This is a genomic window from Mycolicibacter acidiphilus (genome assembly GCF_018455725.1).
GTDB classification, from domain to species: Bacteria; Actinomycetota; Actinomycetes; order Mycobacteriales; family Mycobacteriaceae; genus Mycobacterium; species Mycobacterium acidiphilum.
Window position 1 is genome coordinate 109,879 of sequence record NZ_JAHCLR010000006.1, and the last position, 17,296, is coordinate 127,174.

General features: G+C 68.4%; 16 protein-coding genes and 1 pseudogene. 10 read left to right on the forward strand and 7 right to left on the reverse strand.

Annotation, left to right across the window (positions count from 1 at the left end):
- Positions 1-45: 45 nt before the first annotated feature.
- On the reverse strand, positions 46-1,185 hold the full coding sequence (locus KIH27_RS05505) for a PrsW family intramembrane metalloprotease (protein ID WP_372451306.1): 1,140 nt from the start codon (positions 1,183-1,185) through the stop codon (positions 46-48).
- A gap of 154 nt (positions 1,186-1,339) precedes the next feature.
- Between KIH27_RS05505 and rpsA the strand changes: the two genes are divergently transcribed.
- Complete coding sequence (rpsA, locus tag KIH27_RS05510) at positions 1,340-2,776, forward strand: 30S ribosomal protein S1 (protein WP_214091920.1); 1,437 nt, start codon at positions 1,340-1,342, stop codon at positions 2,774-2,776.
- A 22-nt stretch (positions 2,777-2,798) separates the two neighbouring features.
- A pseudogene (coaE, locus tag KIH27_RS05515) lies at positions 2,799-3,740 on the forward strand (dephospho-CoA kinase); the annotation flags it as partial.
- Between the two features lie 7 nt (positions 3,741-3,747).
- Here the strand turns inward: coaE and KIH27_RS05520 are convergent.
- Together KIH27_RS05520 and KIH27_RS05525 are read right to left on the reverse strand one after the other, a co-directional pair.
- The gene (locus KIH27_RS05520; protein ID WP_214091922.1) at positions 3,748-4,170 is read right to left on the reverse strand and encodes a hypothetical protein; all 423 of its coding nucleotides are present in this window, start codon (positions 4,168-4,170) and stop codon (positions 3,748-3,750) included.
- Positions 4,171-4,181: 11 nt separating this feature from the next.
- Entirely contained in the window at positions 4,182-4,685 is a 504-nt protein-coding gene (locus KIH27_RS05525) for a ribonuclease FAU-1 family protein (protein WP_214091979.1), read from the reverse strand.
- Between the two features lie 48 nt (positions 4,686-4,733).
- Here KIH27_RS05525 and uvrB point away from each other — a divergent pair, with 48 nt between their 5' ends.
- Both uvrB and KIH27_RS05535 read left to right on the forward strand, forming a co-directional pair.
- Positions 4,734-6,893, forward strand: a complete 2,160-nt coding sequence (gene uvrB / locus KIH27_RS05530) for an excinuclease ABC subunit UvrB (RefSeq protein WP_214091923.1) — start codon at positions 4,734-4,736, stop codon at positions 6,891-6,893.
- Positions 6,894-6,958: 65 nt separating this feature from the next.
- Positions 6,959-8,386 carry an MFS transporter gene (locus tag KIH27_RS05535; RefSeq protein WP_250149647.1) on the forward strand — a complete coding sequence of 476 codons (1,428 nt, stop codon included), beginning with the start codon at positions 6,959-6,961 and terminating at the stop codon, positions 8,384-8,386.
- Between the two features lie 67 nt (positions 8,387-8,453).
- Here KIH27_RS05535 and KIH27_RS05540 read toward each other — a convergent pair whose 3' ends face one another.
- Positions 8,454-10,016 (reverse strand): glycosyltransferase family 39 protein, encoded by a 1,563-nt coding sequence (locus tag KIH27_RS05540; protein ID WP_214091925.1) that lies wholly within the window; start codon positions 10,014-10,016, stop codon positions 8,454-8,456.
- A 256-nt stretch (positions 10,017-10,272) separates the two neighbouring features.
- Here KIH27_RS05540 and KIH27_RS05545 point away from each other — a divergent pair, with 256 nt between their 5' ends.
- From KIH27_RS05545 to KIH27_RS05555, 3 genes are all read left to right on the forward strand, one after another.
- A complete protein-coding gene (locus tag KIH27_RS05545) occupies positions 10,273-10,719 on the forward strand; it encodes a universal stress protein (RefSeq protein WP_214091926.1) in 447 nt (148 codons plus the stop codon).
- Between the two features lie 64 nt (positions 10,720-10,783).
- Positions 10,784-11,596, forward strand: a complete 813-nt coding sequence (locus KIH27_RS05550) for a GAF domain-containing protein (protein ID WP_214091927.1) — start codon at positions 10,784-10,786, stop codon at positions 11,594-11,596.
- 52 nt (positions 11,597-11,648) lie between these two features.
- Positions 11,649-11,819 (forward strand): hypothetical protein, encoded by a 171-nt coding sequence (locus tag KIH27_RS05555; RefSeq protein WP_214091928.1) that lies wholly within the window; start codon positions 11,649-11,651, stop codon positions 11,817-11,819.
- A 12-nt stretch (positions 11,820-11,831) separates the two neighbouring features.
- On the opposite strand, the gene KIH27_RS05560 is transcribed toward KIH27_RS05555, so the two are convergent.
- Positions 11,832-12,509, reverse strand: coding sequence for an MBL fold metallo-hydrolase (locus tag KIH27_RS05560; protein ID WP_214091929.1), 678 nt, complete (start codon positions 12,507-12,509; stop codon positions 11,832-11,834).
- 37 nt (positions 12,510-12,546) lie between these two features.
- Between KIH27_RS05560 and uvrA the strand changes: the two genes are divergently transcribed.
- Positions 12,547-15,453, forward strand: a complete 2,907-nt coding sequence (gene uvrA / locus KIH27_RS05565) for an excinuclease ABC subunit UvrA (RefSeq protein WP_214091930.1) — start codon at positions 12,547-12,549, stop codon at positions 15,451-15,453.
- Between the two features lie 3 nt (positions 15,454-15,456).
- Here the strand turns inward: uvrA and KIH27_RS05570 are convergent, their stop codons facing one another.
- Positions 15,457-15,981, reverse strand: a complete 525-nt coding sequence (locus KIH27_RS05570; RefSeq protein WP_214091931.1) for a hypothetical protein — start codon at positions 15,979-15,981, stop codon at positions 15,457-15,459.
- Between the two features lie 68 nt (positions 15,982-16,049).
- On the opposite strand from KIH27_RS05570, the gene KIH27_RS22945 reads away from it, so the two are divergent.
- Both KIH27_RS22945 and KIH27_RS05575 read left to right on the forward strand, forming a co-directional pair.
- Positions 16,050-16,181 carry a hypothetical protein gene (locus KIH27_RS22945; RefSeq protein WP_284144688.1) on the forward strand — a complete coding sequence of 44 codons (132 nt, stop codon included), beginning with the start codon at positions 16,050-16,052 and terminating at the stop codon, positions 16,179-16,181.
- On the forward strand, positions 16,178-16,975 hold the full coding sequence (locus KIH27_RS05575; RefSeq protein ID WP_214091932.1) for a sulfite exporter TauE/SafE family protein: 798 nt from the start codon (positions 16,178-16,180) through the stop codon (positions 16,973-16,975). The genes KIH27_RS22945 and KIH27_RS05575 overlap by 4 nt, the downstream gene beginning before the upstream one ends.
- 4 nt (positions 16,976-16,979) lie before the next feature.
- Here the strand turns inward: KIH27_RS05575 and KIH27_RS05580 are convergent, their stop codons facing one another.
- Positions 16,980-17,252, reverse strand: coding sequence for a hypothetical protein (locus tag KIH27_RS05580; RefSeq protein ID WP_214091933.1), 273 nt, complete (start codon positions 17,250-17,252; stop codon positions 16,980-16,982).
- Positions 17,253-17,296 lie beyond the last annotated feature (44 nt).

Genomic DNA, 17,296 nt, shown 5'->3' on the forward strand with positions numbered 1-17,296 from the left:
ACTTTTCCGCCTTGGACGCAGAGTCAACGAGACCGGGGAGGCCGGTCAGCCCCAGGCCGGCAGCGGCGACCGGTATCCGGCCATGGTGTGCAGCACCGGCGCCGCGGCCCGGGCCGCGACCACCCCGTAGGCGTCCTCGTGCTGCAACGCGAACACCTCGGGGTCGCCGAAACCGCGGTCGATGCGTTCCCGCACGAACGCCAACTCGACCACCGACGCGGCGAATGTCTTGACGGTCTTGGCGGCGGGCCGGCCCCCGATCCGTTTCGCCTCGCGGATCGCCAGCTTGCGGCAGCGGATCGATCCCAGCCAGGTGGCCTCGTTGGGGCTGATCAGACCGCCCGTCACCATCCCGGGGAGCTTCGCGGCGACCAGATGCTGTTCGTGCCGCCGGCTCAGGACGGCCAGCACCACCATCAGCAGGAAGATGGGCACCATCCAGAACAGGTAGGTGACCAGGAAGAGCTTGGCGTTGCCGAGGGTCAGGGAGGCGTTCCACGACGCGTGCATGACCACCGCGGCGAGGTAACCGAGCAGGATCACGACGGCCTTGGACCAGAACGAACGCCGCTGCAGCGCGAAGAACACGCCGATTCCGGTCATCGTGGTGAACAGCGGGTGGGCGAACGGCCCGAAGATCAGCCGGGCAATGGCCACGACGGCCATCTTGTCGGGAGAGTCGGCGGGCGCGATGTAGACGATGTCTTCCATCCAGGCGAACCCGACCGCGGTGATACCGGCGTAGACCATGCAGTCGGTCAGCGAGTTCAACTGATGACGCCGCCGGCCGGTCAGCATGATCAGCAGGAAGAGCCCCTTGGCGGCCTCCTCGATGAACGGCGCTTGGATCGCCGCCACGTCGAAGGTCTTCGACACCAGCGGCCGCACCGTGGCCACATGGGATCCGAAGGTCTCCAGACCCACCGCCAGCACCACCGCCACCGATGCGCCCCACAGGAAGGCCAACTGCAGCAGGCGGCGCGGTTCCGGTTCCCAACGGTCCAGCCACCGGTAGCAGGCCAGTACCACCAGCATCGCCAGGCTCGCCAGCACCAGCGCGACGAGCGTGCCGCCCGGGTTGGCCGCAGTGAACAACAGCAGCAGCAACCCGGTGACGATGGCGAGCAGGACGATCACGGTGCGCGGTGCTCCGACCGCCCGCGGGCGGATCCGCATCTGACGCATAGCGACGCAGCGTAGCCGGTTTGTCCAGCGTGCAACGTGTCGAGTAGCCTCGGTAGGTGGTCCGCCCTCAGGTCGCGGGCCGCAGGCATGCCCAGGCATGCACCCAATAAAGCTTTTGTCCCTACGACCTCACCTGTCCGGAGCAACTCAACACATGCCAAGTCCCACCGTGACCTCGCCGCAAGTAGCCATCAACGACATCGGCTCGGCCGAGGATTTCCTCGCTGCTATCGACAAAACGATCAAGTACTTCAACGATGGCGACATCGTCGAGGGAACCATCGTCAAGGTTGACCGGGACGAGGTCCTGCTCGACATCGGTTACAAGACCGAGGGCGTCATCCCGTCCCGCGAGCTCTCCATCAAGCACGACGTCGACCCGCACGAGGTCGTCTCCGTCGGCGACGAGGTCGAGGCGCTGGTCCTCACCAAGGAGGACAAAGAGGGCCGGCTGATCCTGTCCAAGAAGCGCGCCCAGTACGAGCGCGCCTGGGGCACGATCGAGGAGCTCAAGGAGAAGGACGAGGCCGTCAAGGGCACCGTCATCGAGGTCGTCAAGGGCGGCCTGATCCTCGACATCGGGCTGCGCGGCTTCCTGCCCGCCTCGCTGGTCGAGATGCGCCGGGTCCGCGACCTCCAGCCGTACATCGGCAAGGAGATCGAGGCCAAGATCATCGAGCTGGACAAGAACCGCAACAACGTGGTGCTGTCCCGCCGCGCCTGGCTGGAGCAGACCCAGTCCGAGGTGCGCAGCGAGTTCCTCAACCAGCTGGTCAAGGGCGCGGTCCGCAAGGGTGTCGTCTCCTCGATCGTCAACTTCGGCGCGTTCGTCGACCTGGGCGGCGTGGACGGCCTGGTGCACGTCTCCGAGCTGTCCTGGAAGCACATCGACCACCCGTCCGAGGTCGTGCAGGTCGGCGACGAGGTCACCGTCGAGGTCCTCGACGTGGACATGGACCGCGAGCGCGTCTCGCTGAGCCTCAAGGCCACCCAGGAAGACCCGTGGCGCCACTTCGCCCGCACCCACGCGATCGGCCAGATCGTGCCGGGCAAGGTCACCAAGCTGGTGCCGTTCGGTGCGTTCGTCCGCGTCGAGGAGGGCATCGAGGGCCTGGTGCACATCTCCGAGCTGGCTGAGCAGCACGTCGAGGTGCCGGACCAGGTCGTGGCCGTCGGCGACGACGCCATGGTCAAGGTCATCGACATCGACCTGGACCGTCGCCGGATCTCGCTGAGCCTCAAGCAGGCCAACGAGGACTACACCGAGGAGTTCGACCCCTCGAAGTACGGCATGGCCGACAGCTACGACGAGCAGGGCAACTACATCTTCCCGGAGGGCTTCGACGCCGAGACCAACGAGTGGCTCGAGGGCTTCGACAAGCAGCGCACCGAGTGGGAGGCCCGCTACGCGGAGGCCGAGCGCCGGCACAAGATGCACACCGCGCAGATGGAGAAGTTCGCCGAGGTCGCGCACGCCGAGTCCTCGCGGGTGTCCAACGGTTCGCACCGCGACGACGCTCCGGCCGGTGGTTCGCTGGCCAGCGACGAGCAGCTCGCCGCGCTGCGGGAGAAGCTCGCCGGGAACGCCTGATAACGGCTGACCTGGCTGCTTGATGCTGCGTATCGGTCTGACCGGCGGCATCGGCGCCGGTAAATCGACGGTTGCCGCCACATTCGCTGAATGTGGCGGCATCGTCGTCGATGGGGACGTCATCGCCCGCGAGGTGGTGGAACCCGGCACCGAAGGCCTGGCCGGCTTGGTGACGGCCTTCGGGCCGGGCATTCTGCTGCCCGACGGGGCGCTGGACCGCCCGGCGCTGGCGGCGATCGCGTTCAGCGACGACGACAAGCGCGCCACCCTGAACGGGATCGTGCACCCGCTGGTGGCGCGGCGTCGACAGGAGCTGATCGACGCGGCCGGCGCTGACGCGATCGTCGTCGAGGACATCCCGCTGCTGGTCGAATCCCAGATGGCGCCGCTGTTCCCGCTGGTCGTCGTCGTGCACGCCGACGAGGAGGTGCGGGTGGCCCGGCTCACCGGGTCGCGCGGCATGCCCGAAGCCGACGCCCGGGCCCGGATCGCCGCCCAGGCCACCGAGGAGCAGCGCCGGGTGGTGGCCGACGTCTGGCTGGAGAATCACGGCACCGCCGACGACCTGGCCGCGCAGGCCCGTGAACTGTGGCAGCGGCGCATCGCGCCGTTCGCGGCGAACATCGAAGCCGGCCGCGCCGTGCCGTTCCCGACGGAGACGGTGCCGGCGGATCCGACCTGGGCCGACCAGGCGCAGCGCATCGTGGCCCGGCTGCGGACCGTCTGCGGGCACCGCGCGCTGCGGGTCGAGCACATCGGTCCCACCGTGTTTTCCGGGGACCCGGGCTTCACCGCCCCGGATGTCATCGATGTTGAGGTGACGGTGCCGTCCCCGGCGGTGGCCGACGAACTCACCGAACCGCTGCTGGCCGCCGGGTATCCGAGCGTCGACGGCAATCGGATGTACGGGTCGGCAGATCCCGGCCGGCCCACCCGGGTGCACGTTCAGGTGGCGGCCGGACCGTAGCGGGTCAGGCCATGCTGGTGATCAGCGCGCCGCAGAGCATCGCCCCGACGTGCGGGTCGTTGGTGTTGCCCCAGGTGTTGACGAACCGGTCGCTCTTGACGGTGACGACGTCATCGACCTTGATCTCGCAGTGCACGTTCGCGGTGGCCGGGAACCGCAGCCGGATCACCATCCCCGCTCGGCTGGGGTCGGCCATCACCGTGTTGGCTTCGAACGGTGCGCCGAACCCGTCGAGATCGGCGCTGGCGGTCTCGGTGTCGGTGCGCATGAACGTGACCACGCTGCCGGTGGTCCAGGCGTCGACCTTGGCGATGTAGGTGACGTTGTGCATCTCGTTGGCGGCCGACGCCGGGGCCGGCGACAGTTGCGTGGCACCGACGAGCAGGGCCGCCGCCACTGCGCCCGTCGATCGCAGGCTCATGCTCATAGCCGCCGAGTTTACCCGCGCCAGGTGAGTTCCATGCCGTTGCCGGACAGCCACCGGTGCAGGTCGTAGCCGTGCCGGGCCAGCCCGTCGACCGCGGTCACCGCCCGGGTCACCGCCCGTTCGGCGTCATCGGTACCCAGCAGGCCCTGGTGCACCGCCGCCATCAGCTCGTCGGCGTCGGTGAGCGTCACGTCCACGCCGGTGCGCACGACCAGGTCCAGGTAGTGGTCGGTCGACCGCCAGACCGTCGCACCGGGAACGTACTCGCCGATGTCGAGGTAGAAATCCTGATCGCGCTCGTGGCCCGGGTTGAAGTGGAAGACGCTGGCCCGCAACCCCAGTGCCGGCAGCAGCCACGACTCCAGGTAGTGGAACTGTGCGCGGCCCGGGGTCGGGCGGGCCAGATACAGGCCCCAGGGCTGCACGGTATAGACGTCGACCGCCCGTGCCACACCTTTCGGATCGGTGTTGGTGCGGGCGGCGATGTCGAACGTCTCGTGCTTGGGCGGGTGAATAGCGCCAGCATACGGCGGGTTGTCGGCGTGCGCGCCTAGGCTGGTCGCGTGGCTTTCGCAACGGAGCATCCGGTCGTCGCGCATTCGGAGTACCGCGCGGTCGGTGACATCGTGCGCACCGGTGCGCAGTTCGAGGTGGTCAGCCCGCACCAGCCGGCGGGGGACCAGCCCACCGCCATCGCCGAACTGGAGCGCCGGGTCAACGCCGGCGAGAAGGACATCGTGCTGCTGGGCGCCACCGGCACCGGCAAGTCGGCCACCGCGGCCTGGCTGATCGAACGGGTGCAGCGACCCACCCTGGTGATGGCGCCGAACAAGACGCTGGCCGCCCAGCTGGCCAACGAACTGCGGGAGATGTTGCCGCACAACGCCGTTGAATACTTCGTGTCGTACTACGACTACTACCAGCCGGAAGCGTACATCGCCCAGACCGACACCTACATCGAGAAGGACAGCTCGATCAACGACGACGTGGAGCGGCTGCGGCACTCGGCGACGTCGTCCCTGCTGTCCCGGCGTGACGTGGTGGTGGTCGCGTCGGTGTCGTGCATCTACGGTCTGGGCACGCCGCAGTCCTACCTGGACCGGTCGGTCGAACTGCAGGTGGGCGCCGAGGTGCCCCGGGACGGGCTGCTGCGGCTGCTGGTCGACGTGCAGTACACCCGCAACGACCTGGCGTTCACCCGCGGCTCGTTCCGGGTGCGCGGCGACACCGTCGAGATCATCCCGTCGTATGAGGAACTGGCGATCCGCATCGAGTACTTCGGCGACGAGATCGAAGCGCTGTACTACCTGCATCCGCTCACCGGCGACGTGATCCGCCAGGTCGACTCGCTGCGGATCTTCCCGGCCACCCACTACGTCGCGGGTCCGGACCGGATGCTGCAGGCGATCTCCACCATCGAGGAGGAACTCGAGCAGCGGCTGGCCGAGCTGGACAACCAGGGCAAGCTGCTGGAGGCGCAGCGGCTGCGGATGCGCACCAGCTACGACATCGAGATGATGCGCCAGGTCGGGTTCTGCTCGGGCATCGAGAACTACTCGCGGCACATCGACGGCCGCGGCGCCGGCACGGCGCCCGCCACCTTGATCGACTATTTCCCCGAGGACTTCCTGCTGATCATCGACGAGTCACACGTCACCGTGCCGCAGATCGGCGGCATGTACGAGGGGGACATGTCGCGTAAGCGCAACCTGGTGGAGTTCGGTTTCCGGTTGCCGTCGGCGTGCGACAACCGGCCGCTGACCTGGGAGGAGTTCGCCGACCGAATCGGCCAGACGGTGTACATGTCGGCCACCCCCGGGCCGTACGAGCTGGCGCAGGCGCAGGGTGAGTTCGTCGAACAGGTCATCCGCCCGACCGGGCTGGTCGACCCGAAGGTCGTGGTCAAACCGACCAAGGGGCAGATTGACGACCTGATCGCCGAGATCCGCAAACGCACCGACGTCGACGAGCGGGTGCTGGTCACCACGCTGACCAAGAAGATGGCCGAGGACCTCACCGACTACCTGCTGGAGATGGGCGTCCGGGTACGTTACCTGCACTCCGAGGTCGACACGCTGCGCCGGGTGGAGCTGCTGCGCCAACTGCGGCTCGGCGACTACGACGTGCTGGTCGGCATCAACCTGCTGCGGGAGGGCCTGGACCTGCCGGAGGTGTCGCTGGTGTCGATCCTCGACGCCGACAAGGAGGGCTTCCTGCGGTCGACGCGCAGCCTGATCCAGACCATCGGCCGGGCGGCCCGCAACGTCTCCGGTGAGGTCCACATGTACGCCGACAAGATCACCGACTCGATGCGCGAGGCGATCGACGAGACCGAGCGGCGCCGGGCCAAGCAGGTCGCCTACAACGAGGCGCACGGCATCGACCCGCAGCCGCTGCGCAAGAAGATCGCCGACATCCTCGACCAGGTGTACCGGGAGGTGGAGGACACCGAGACGGTCGGGGTCGGCGGATCCGGCCGTAACGCCTCCCGCGGCCGGCGTGCCCAGGGCGAACCGGGCCGGTCGGTCAGCGCCGGGGTCATCGAGGGCCGCGACACCGCCAACATGCCGCGCGCCGAACTCGCCGACCTGATCAAGGACCTCAGCGACCAGATGATGAACGCCGCACGCGACCTCCAATTCGAGCTGGCGGCCCGGATCCGCGACGAGATCGCGGACCTGAAGAAGGAACTGCGCGGCATGGACGCGGCCGGGCTGAAATGACGCCCGCGGCAGGGGCGTTTTCGCGTGTCGCGGGTATCCGTGATTGACTGCGAGTGGTGGTGGATCTGACAGACGCAACGACTGAGGCCACCGGCGTCACCGGCAGCTGGCGAGCACTCCTCGGGCACCGGTATCTGGGCACGACAACAGTGCTGGCCGGTGGGGTCGCGCTGTACGCGACGAACGAGTTCCTGACGATCAGCCTGTTGCCCAGCACGGTGAAGGACATCGGCGGCGAGCGGCTGTACGCGTGGGTGACGACGCTGTACCTGGTGGCGTCCGTGCTGGCCGCGGCGGTGGTGAACCCGGTGCTGGTCCGGGTGGGCGCACGGCTCGCGTACCTGCTGGGGCTGCTGTCGTACGGACTGGGCTGTCTGGTGTGCGCGCTGGCGCCGAAGATGGAGATCCTGCTGGGCGGGCGCGTGCTGCAAGGGCTCGGCGGCGGATTGCTGGCCGGGCTCGGATATGCGCTGATCAACGCGTTCCTACCCAGTTCGCTGTGGACCCGCGCATCGGGTCTGGTCTCGGCGATGTGGGGGGTCGGGACGCTGCTCGGCCCCGCGGTCGGCGGGGTGTTCGCCCAGTTCGGGGCCTGGCGGTGGGCGTTCGGCGGGATGGTCGGGCTCACCGTCGCGATGGTCGGACTGGTGCTGGTGGTGCTGACCCCCGGTAAGAGTGAGCACACCGGCGACCCGATCAGGGTTCCGGTGCTGTCCCTGGCGCTGCTGGGCGGTGCCGCCCTGACGGTGAGCGCCGCGCAACTGCCGCGCAACCTGGCGGTGGCGACGGTGCTGCTCGCCACGGCCGGACTGCTGCTTGCCGGCTTCCTTTACGTGGACCGGCGTGCCACCACGGCGGTGCTGCCGCGCAGCGCCTTCCACCCGGGCCGGGAGAAGTGGATCTACCTGTCGCTCGGCCTGCTGATGGCCACCACGAAGGCCAACCTGTACATCCCGCTGCTCGGTCAGCGGCTCGCCCACCTGGCGCCGGCGGTGGCCGGGTTCCTGGGGGCGGCGCTGTCGACCGGGTGGACGTTCAGTGAGATCGCCAGCGCCTCGGTCAGCAAGACCCGGGTGATCATCGCGCTGGTGATCACCACCCCGCTGGTGATGGCCGCCGGCCTCGCCGCGGTCGGACTCACCCAGATGAACCACTACAACCCGACCGCCGTCGGCGTCGTCTGGGCGGTGGCGCTGCTGGTGGTCGGCATCGGTGTCGGCGCCGGCTGGCCGCACCTGTCGGCCTGGGCGATGGGCTGCGTCGACGACCCGGCCGAGGGCAGTGTCGCCGCCGCCGCGATCAACACCGTGCAGTTGATCGGCGGCGCGTTCGGTGCGGGGGTGGCCGGCCTGGTGTTCAACGCCGCGATGGGTGCGCAGCTACCGGCCGCCCGCTCGCTGTTCGTGTTGTTCGCGATCTTCGCCGCGGTGACCGCCCTGGTCTCCTACCGGGCTACCCGCGGATCGGCCGCACTGATCGAGGCCACCACCTGAGGTCGTGCTGATGCGGCGGTCCCAGCGTCGCCTCTCCTTCGTCGAGCCTCGCTGAACCGCCGGGGGTTCAACGGACGGCTTTGATCACCTGGGTGAAGGTGAACTGCCAGCGTTCGACGGCGTGGAACCCCAACTGGTGCAGCATCCGGCCGTCCGGGGTGCGGGCGAACCGTTTCCCCGGCGGTAGATAGGCACCGGCCTGGTGGGCAGGCAGCGCGCGGTCGTGGTCGGTGATCGTCCAGATCGTCGGGCACTGATCGAGGTCGTCGGCCAGCGCTTCGACCGAGTAGTGCCCGTCCCACAGCCGGCCCAGCGTCTGCCGGTGCGGTCCGCGGCCCGGATCGCTCAGCTTCGCGAACGCGTCGGCCCGCCCGGTCGGCAGCGCCCGGATCGGTCCGGGTGCCCACCGGGTGGTGTTGTCGATCAGCAGGCAGTCCCCGGGAGCCGCGTGTGTCGCGATCACGTCGGCCGCGGGACTGTAGTCCCAGCCCTCCTTGGCGTACCGATCACGTTGGACGACAACGTAATTGGGTATCGCTGCGATCGTGAACAGCAGGGTCAGGGCGATGGCGGACCGGCGCGACGTGACGATCACGGTGACAGCGAGGGCCAGTGCGATCGCCATCGCGGGTGCGGTGCAGATCAGATACCGCGGGTAGTAGACGGGTTTCGCCAGTGCCGAGTACAGCACCGTGATCGTGGTGGGGAGCGTGATCCACGCCGTGCAGACGACCGCCAGCTGCCGCATCCCGGCAGCCGGCGCCGGCCGGGCGCCCTTGCGTACCGCGACGGCCGCGGTGAGCAGCACCGCCGCGGCCAGCACCGCGAACAGGACGCTCTTGTCGAAGTACTGCTGCTGAACGACCTCGACGACCGTGTGCCAGTTCGGCCGCCGGAGCCAGCCGATCTGCCTGATCTGGCTCTGGCCGAACACCAGGAACGGGATCAGGGCGGCCACGGCCGTGCCGGCGGTCACCGTCCAGCGCCGGGTGACAGCCCGACCGGGCACCAGCACGCGGATCAGCACCGCGTGGACCGGCACCAACAGCACCGTGAACGTGTTCAGGACCGTCGAGAGCACCAGGGCCAAGCCGTAGCCCAACCAGATCGGCACGGTGTTGCGGCGGGCGGCGGTGACGCACAGGACGGTGGTCCAGACCGCGGCCATCGCGGCGAACGCGTACGGGCGGGCCTCGATGCCGGCCCACGTCATCCGCGGCAGCACCGCGTACAGCACGCCCGCGCACACCGCGACCCGACGCGGGGCGAACTGTCCGGCCAGGGTCACGGTGCCGGCGGCCCCGACGCCGACCGCCAGGCAGCTAGGCAGCCGCGACCAGAACTCGGTGACCGGGAAAACGGCGAACCAGCCGTGCATCAGCAGGTAGTACAGGCCGTGCACCGCGTCGATGTGGGTCAGCAGGCGCCACAGTTCGGGCAGTGAGCGCTGCGTCGACGCCGAGATCGTCGCCGCCTCGTCGAACCACATCGACGGCCGGCTCGCACCGACGCCGCTGACGACGACCGCCAGCACCGCGATCAGCACGGCATCCGGCCGGCGGCGCGGGACGCCGGGCGGCTCGGCCTCGCCGGTCGCGCCGGTCTGTTGGGGGGCCAGCACCAGGCTCACGGGTGTGCGCTATCGGTATATGCGGATGGGGGAGAGATCTACGTTACCGCCCGTATCCGGTGGCGGACATCGGCAACGGGTGACTGTCAGGGACGTCACGCCGGGCGGAAATGAGCGCTTCGGGGCCGGTCAGGTCGGGCAATGTACTCCGGATGACACGGACATGTGTCGTTAATTGCACCCATGATGGCCGCTTAGGCGTTAATGTCGCCATGGCTTCAAGGGAGCACTGCAACTAGTCATCGGGAGGGTACGGATGAGCGGCTATAAGACCGTGGTGGTCGGGACGGACGGCTCGGATTCTTCACTGCGTGCCGTGGACCGCGCCGGTCACCTGGCCAGCGGGCCGGGGGCGAAGGTGATCATCGCCACCGCGTACCTGCCGCACGCCGATGACCCGCGGGCCGCTGACGCCTTGAAGGAAGAGGGCTACCAGGCGTCGGGCAACGCCCCCATCTACGCCATCCTCAAGGAGGCCAAGGAGCGTGCGCTGAAGGCCGGCGCCACCGAGGTCGAGGAGCGGCCGATCGTCGGTGCGCCGGTGGACGCCTTGGTCGAGCTGGCCGAGGATGTCAAGGCTGATCTGCTGGTCGTCGGCAACGTCGGCCTGAGCACCATCGCCGGGCGACTGCTCGGCTCGGTGCCGGCGAACGTGTCGCGGCGGGCCAAGGTCGACGTGCTGATCGTCCACACCACGGGGTAGACGCGGCGGAGTCACGCCTGTTGCCGTCGCGCCGCTTGTCAGTGCTGATTCCTAGCATGGCGAGATGGCAGATGTCAGCGGCTCGTCCTTTTGGGGTGGGTTCGTGGACTGGGTAGGACCGCACCTCGACAGAGCGCTTTGGGTTCGGGTTCTCTACGTTCTCGCGCCGACAATTGCCGCTACGCCCGTTGGGCTTGCCGGAATCGTCAATGGCCGTGGTAGGTCAGTGTGCCTGATCCTGGGTGGTTTGGTGCTTCTGCTCATGGCGGTCGCGGAGGTTGTTCGACAGGTCTACGGCAAACATCTCCGGGAGTCGGATGATGCGGATGCAGCCGCCAGGGTCGTGACCTTGCGTGACGCGCTGCGCCCAATCGCAACCGCCATTGCGGACATGCAGACCTCGCCCAAAGATAAGCGCCGGGACCGTGCGAATGAGATTGCCGGCCGGGGCGCAGAGGCTCTGGCGCTCGTGATGGCGCGGATTTCCGGGTTGCGATCTGTGGTCTACCGGGAGGAGGGTGACGCTCTGAATGTTCTTGAATGCCGGGGACGAAGTGATCGTATGCCGCAACCCTTCAGACGAGGCGACCCTCGCGGTGATGCGGCGTTCCTGTCCATCGAGCGACGCGAACCCGTCTTCGTGCACGATGTTGGCAACGGAGACGCCGTCGCGGCTGTTGATGGCGCCTACCACGGCAGCCGTGCCGGGTATCGCACCTTCATCTCGGCCCCAGTCGCGGACCAGCAACGTACGTACGGAATGTTGACGGTCGACGCGCCCAATCCCGGGGACCTGCTGAAATCCGATACGTACTTGGTCATGCTGGTGGCAGACCTGCTGGCCATCGCGTTTGCCTCCGTGCGGGAACGCGATTAGTCAGGCTGGACGTTTACACTCGGGATCGTCAGGGCGGAAGGAGAAGCGTTCCATGTATGACAACAACCGTGAAGCGCGCCAGACTGCTGACATTTCCTCTGACGAGGCGGTCGCGCGCATTTGGCGTGATGCGAATGACGAGGCTCGCCAGGAGAGCGTAGACCGCGAGCGTCGCGCCGTCCGCAGCCGTAAGCTGCCATTTGGCTTTACCGCTGGCCGGTAACGCTTCGTTGCCTCACCAACCCCGCTCGCGCCACTCCGCCAGTTGCGGACGCTCCGCGCCGAGCGTGGTGTCGTCGCCGTGGCCGGGGTAGACGATCGTGTCATCGCCGAACCGGTCGAACAGCTTCGTCGTCACGTCGCCGTAGAGCGAGTCGAAGTCGGCGGGGTCGGTCGTCTTCCCGACGCCGCCGGGGAACAGGCAGTCGCCGGTGAACAGCTGCGTCACGCCGCCGGTCGCGTCGCCGTCCAGCGCCAGCGCGATCGAGCCGGGGGTGTGGCCGCGCAGGTGGATCACGTCGAACACCAGATCACCCACCTGCACGGTGTCGCCGTCGGCCAGGATCTTCGCCGGGGCGACCGGCAGCGCGGCGCCGTCGATGGCGCTCGCGGCGGTCGGCGCCCCCGTCGCCTCGGCCAGCGCCGCCAGCGCCTGCCAGTGGTCGAAGTGCTGGTGGGTGGTGAGGATCAGCGCCACGTTCGGCGTGTATTCGCGCACCAGCGCGGTGAGCGCCTCAGCGTCGTTGGCCGCGTCGATCAGCAGCGTCTGGCCGGTGTTCGTGCACGTCACCAGGTAGACGTTGTTGTCCCACGGCCCGACCGATGCCTTGATGATCGTCGCGCCCGGCAGGGTGCGGCGGGTCGCGGTGCCGGGGTCCACATGGCCGGTGTAGTCGTCAGCGAGGGCAGTCACGCTGACCACGGTACTGATGCACCTAGCATGGTGGGCGATGGCTGACCGTCTGATCGTCAAAGGCGCCCGCGAGCACAACCTGCGCGGCGTCGACTTGGACCTGCCGCGGGACGCGATGATCGTGTTCACCGGCCTGTCCGGGTCCGGGAAATCCTCACTGGCCTTCGACACGATCTTCGCCGAAGGGCAGCGCCGGTACGTGGAGTCGCTGTCGGCCTACGCCCGGCAGTTCCTCGGCCAGATGGACAAACCCGACGTCGACTTCATCGAGGGTTTGTCGCCGGCGGTGTCGATCGATCAGAAGTCGACCAACCGCAACCCGCGCTCGACGGTCGGCACCATCACCGAGGTCTACGACTACCTGCGGCTGCTCTACGCCCGCGCCGGCACCCCGCACTGCCCGGTCTGCGGCGAGCGGATCGCCCGGCAGACCCCGCAACAGATCGTCGACCAGGTGCTGGCGATGGAGGAGGGCACCCGGTTCCAGGTGCTGGCTCCGGTGGTGCGCACCCGCAAGGGCGAATTCGCGGACCTGTTCGAGAAGCTGAACTCGCAGGGCTACAGCCGGGTTCGGGTCGACGGCACCGTGCACCCGCTGACCGATCCGCCGAAGCTGAAGAAGCAGGAGAAGCACGACATCGAGGTGGTCGTCGACCGCCTGACCGTGAAGGAGTCGGCCAAGCAGCGGCTCACCGACTCGGTGGAGACCGCCCTGGGGCTGGCCGACGGCATCGTGGTGCTGGAGTTCGTCGACCGTCCGGAGGACCACGAGCACCGCGAGCAGCGGTTCAGTGAGAAGCTGGCCTGCCCCAACGCGCACCCGTTGGCCGTCGACGACCTCGAACCGCGGTCGTTCTCGTTCAACTCGCCCTACGGGGCCTGCCCGGAGTGCACCGGACTGGGGATCCGCAAGGAGGTCGACGCGGACTTGGTGGTGCCCGACCCGGATCGCACGCTGGCCGAAGGCGCGGTGGCACCGTGGTCGATGGGGCCGACGTCGGAGTACTTCACCCGGATGATGGCCAGCCTGGGTGAGGCGATGGCGTTCGACGTCGACACCCCGTGGCGCAAGCTCCCAGCCAAGGCGCGCAAGGCGATTCTGGAGGGCTCCGACGAGCAGATCCACGTGCGCTACCGCAACCGGTACGGCCGAACCCGTTCGTATTACACCGATTTCGAAGGTGTGATGGCGTTCCTGCAGCGCAAGATGGAGCAGACCGAGTCCGAGCAGATGAAGGAGCGGTACGCCAGCTTCATGCGCGACGTGCCGTGCCCGGAATGCCTGGGCACCCGGCTCAAGCCGGAGATCCTGGCGGTGACGCTGGCGGCGGGGGACTATGGCGACAGATCCATTGCGCAGGTGTGTGATCTGTCGATCGGTGATTGCGCGGACTTCCTCGGCGCGCTGACCCTCGGCCCGCGCGAGGCCGCGATCGCCGGGCAGGTGCTCAAGGAGATCCAGTCCCGGCTGAGCTTCCTGCTCGACGTCGGCCTGGAATACCTGACCCTGTCGCGGGCGGCCGGGACGCTCTCCGGCGGTGAGGCGCAACGCATCCGGCTGGCCACCCAGATCGGCTCCGGGCTGGTCGGGGTGCTCTACGTGCTCGATGAGCCGTCGATCGGGCTGCATCAGCGGGACAACCGCCGACTGATCGACACACTGGTCCGGTTGCGGGATCTGGGCAACACGCTGATCGTCGTCGAGCACGATCTGGACACCATCGCCCACGCCGACTGGATCGTCGACATCGGGCCGGCGGCCGGCGAGCACGGCGGGCGGATCGTGCACAGCGGCACCTACACCGATCTGCTGACGAACTCCGAATCCATCACCGGCGCTTACCTTTCCGGTACGAAGCGAATCGACGTTCCGGTGGTTCGCCGGCCCGTCGACAAGCACCGGCAGCTGACGGTCGTCGGTGCCCGGGAACACAACCTGGGCGGCATCGACGTGTCGTTCCCGCTCGGGGTGCTCACCGCGGTCACCGGGGTCTCCGGGTCGGGCAAATCGACTCTGGTCAACGACATCCTGGCCGCGGTGCTGGCCAACAAACTCAACGGCGCCCGCCAGGTGCCGGGCCGGCACACCCGGGTCACCGGACTCGATCAGCTGGACAAACTCGTGCGCGTCGACCAGTCACCGATCGGGCGCACGCCACGGTCCAACCCGGCCACCTACACCGGGGTGTTCGACAAGATCCGCACCCTGTTCGCCGCCACCACCGAGGCCAAGGTGCGCGGGTATCAGCCCGGCCGATTCTCGTTCAACGTCAAGGGCGGCCGCTGCGAGGCGTGCACCGGCGACGGCACCATCAAGATCGAGATGAACTTCCTGCCCGACGTGTACGTGCCCTGCGAGGTCTGCCACGGCGCCCGGTACAACCGGGAGACCCTCGAGGTGCACTACAAGGGCAAGACCATCGCCGAGGTGCTCGACATGTCGATCGAGGAGGCCACCGACTTCTTCGAGCCGATCACCTCGATCCACCGCTACCTGCGCACGCTGGTCGACGTCGGCCTGGGCTACGTGCGGCTGGGGCAGCCGGCGCCAACGCTGTCCGGTGGTGAGGCGCAGCGGGTGAAGTTGGCCTCGGAGTTGCAGAAGCGGTCCACCGGGCGCACCGTGTACATCCTCGACGAGCCGACCACCGGCCTGCATTTCGAGGACATCCGCAAACTGCTCGACGTCATCAACGGCCTTGTCGACAAAGGCAATACGGTGATCGTGATCGAGCACAACCTGGACGTCATCAAGACCGCCGACTGGATCGTCGACATGGGTCCCGAGGGCGGTTCCGGTGGCGGGACGGTGGTGGCGGCCGGCACACCCGAGGACGTCGTGGCGGTGCCGGGCAGCTACACCGGCACGTTCCTCGCCGAGGTGCTGGAGGCGCCCGTCAAGCCGGCGAAAACCGGGGGACGGCGGCGCAAGGCCAGCGCGTAGCGGTCAGCCCTGATGGCCGGCGCCCAGGCTTTCCAGGAGTTCGACGATGCGCTGCTGACCGGCGGCGGTCGCGTCGAACCGGCCACGCATCTCGATGAACCCCTTGTCGACGTGGTGACGCAGGTCGATCTGGTCCGCGCGCAGCGCGTTGAGACTCGCGGTGGTGGCCTTGCGGAAGGCACTCGCGTCGCGGTGCAGGGTTGCGACATTGTCTTGCAGGGTGCTGACGTCGCCCCGCAGGGTGCTGACATCGCTCTGCAGGGTGCTGACGTCGCCCCGCAGGGTGCTGACGTCGCCCCGCAGGGTGCTGACGTCGCCCTGCAGTGCGCTGATGTCACCGCGGAGCCCGTGCACTTCGCCGCGAACGCCGCGCAGTTCGCTGCGGAACTCCTCGACGTCGCGGTCGGCGGCACCCGCCAGGATGCGTGCCGCCGCGGCGTCCTCCCGACTGGCGCGCACTTGCTCGCTGAGCTCGCCCACCTGCTCTTCGAGCGCTTCGACCCGCGGTTCCAGTTCGTCGTCCGGCATGGCTGCGAGGGTACGCCAGACGGTCCGCCGACGAGTGCGTTCATCCACAGGCTCCTAGACTCCCGACCATGACGGTGACGGAACGGCGCGAGACGGGCCGGGCCGTGCGCGCGGTGCTCCGCCGCTCCGCGCTGGCGGACTATCAGGCGCTGCAGCGGGCGGCGGCCGACGGGCGGGTGCAGGTGGCGGACGCACCGTGACCACGGTTGCGGTGCTGCTGGTGGTCGGCTGCCTGATCGGGGTGACCACCGTGCTGTTCGGGTTCGGCGGCGGCTTCGTCACCGTGCCGGCGGTGTACGCCGCGGTGCAGGCCACCGGCGGCCCCGACGCGATGCACACCGCGGTAGCCACCTCCACGGCGGTGATGATCGTCAACGCGTCGGTGGCGACGCTGTCCAGCGTCCGGCACGGTGGCCTGCGCACCGAATACCTGTGGCCCCTGGTCGTATTCATCGGAGCGGGTGCTGTGCTCGGGGCAGCGGCGGCGGATCGGGCGCCGGAGCTGCTGCTGCACGTGCTGTTCATCGCCTATCTGGCCGGGGTCATCGCCGACGGCGCGCTGCGCCGCGGTTTCGTCGGCGGTGCGGAGGCCAGCAGACCGCTGAGCCCGGTCGAGTCCTCCGTCGGCGGCGCCGGGATCGGCGCGGTGGCAAGCTTTCTCGGCGTCGGTGGCAGTGTCCTGACGGTTCCGCTGCTGCGCCGCCGCGGCGTGTCGATGACCCAGGCCGCAGCGCTGGCGAACCCGCTGAGCATCCCGGTCGCCGTCGCCGGGACCGCGGTGTATGCGCTCGCGACGACGACGGGCAGCGAACCCGGGCAGGTCGGGCACGTCAACCTGCTCGCCGCTTCGGCCCTGCTCGGCGGGTCGCTGCCAACGATCGCACTGACCAGACGTGTTGCGAGCGGGCGCATCCCGGACCGGGTGCACGCGATCGCCTATCTGGTGCTGCTGGGCGTGGTGCTGATCGCGATGATTGTCGCGTTAGTGATCTAGGCGCCTAACTGTCATCGGGCAGCACGCGAAACGCCGGAGCGCCGGTCAGGGGAGACACCGCGCGAAAGTCTCGCCGGTCGATCGTGAACACTGCGTTTGATCGCCACCGCCTGGCGGCGACCGACGTTTCGGGTGGTGACCTGTTCGATCTCGAGGAACACCAGGGGGAGATGACGGTGAGTGCTGCCTCGATCAGAACCCGCCGCACGGCCAGATGCTCCGGGTCGGCGGAGTTGAATGCGGCCACCAGCCCGGAAGTGTCCCCGATGACGATCATCCCGCGCTGTGCAGCGCGGCGAGGTGGAAGGCTTCGCGGAAGTA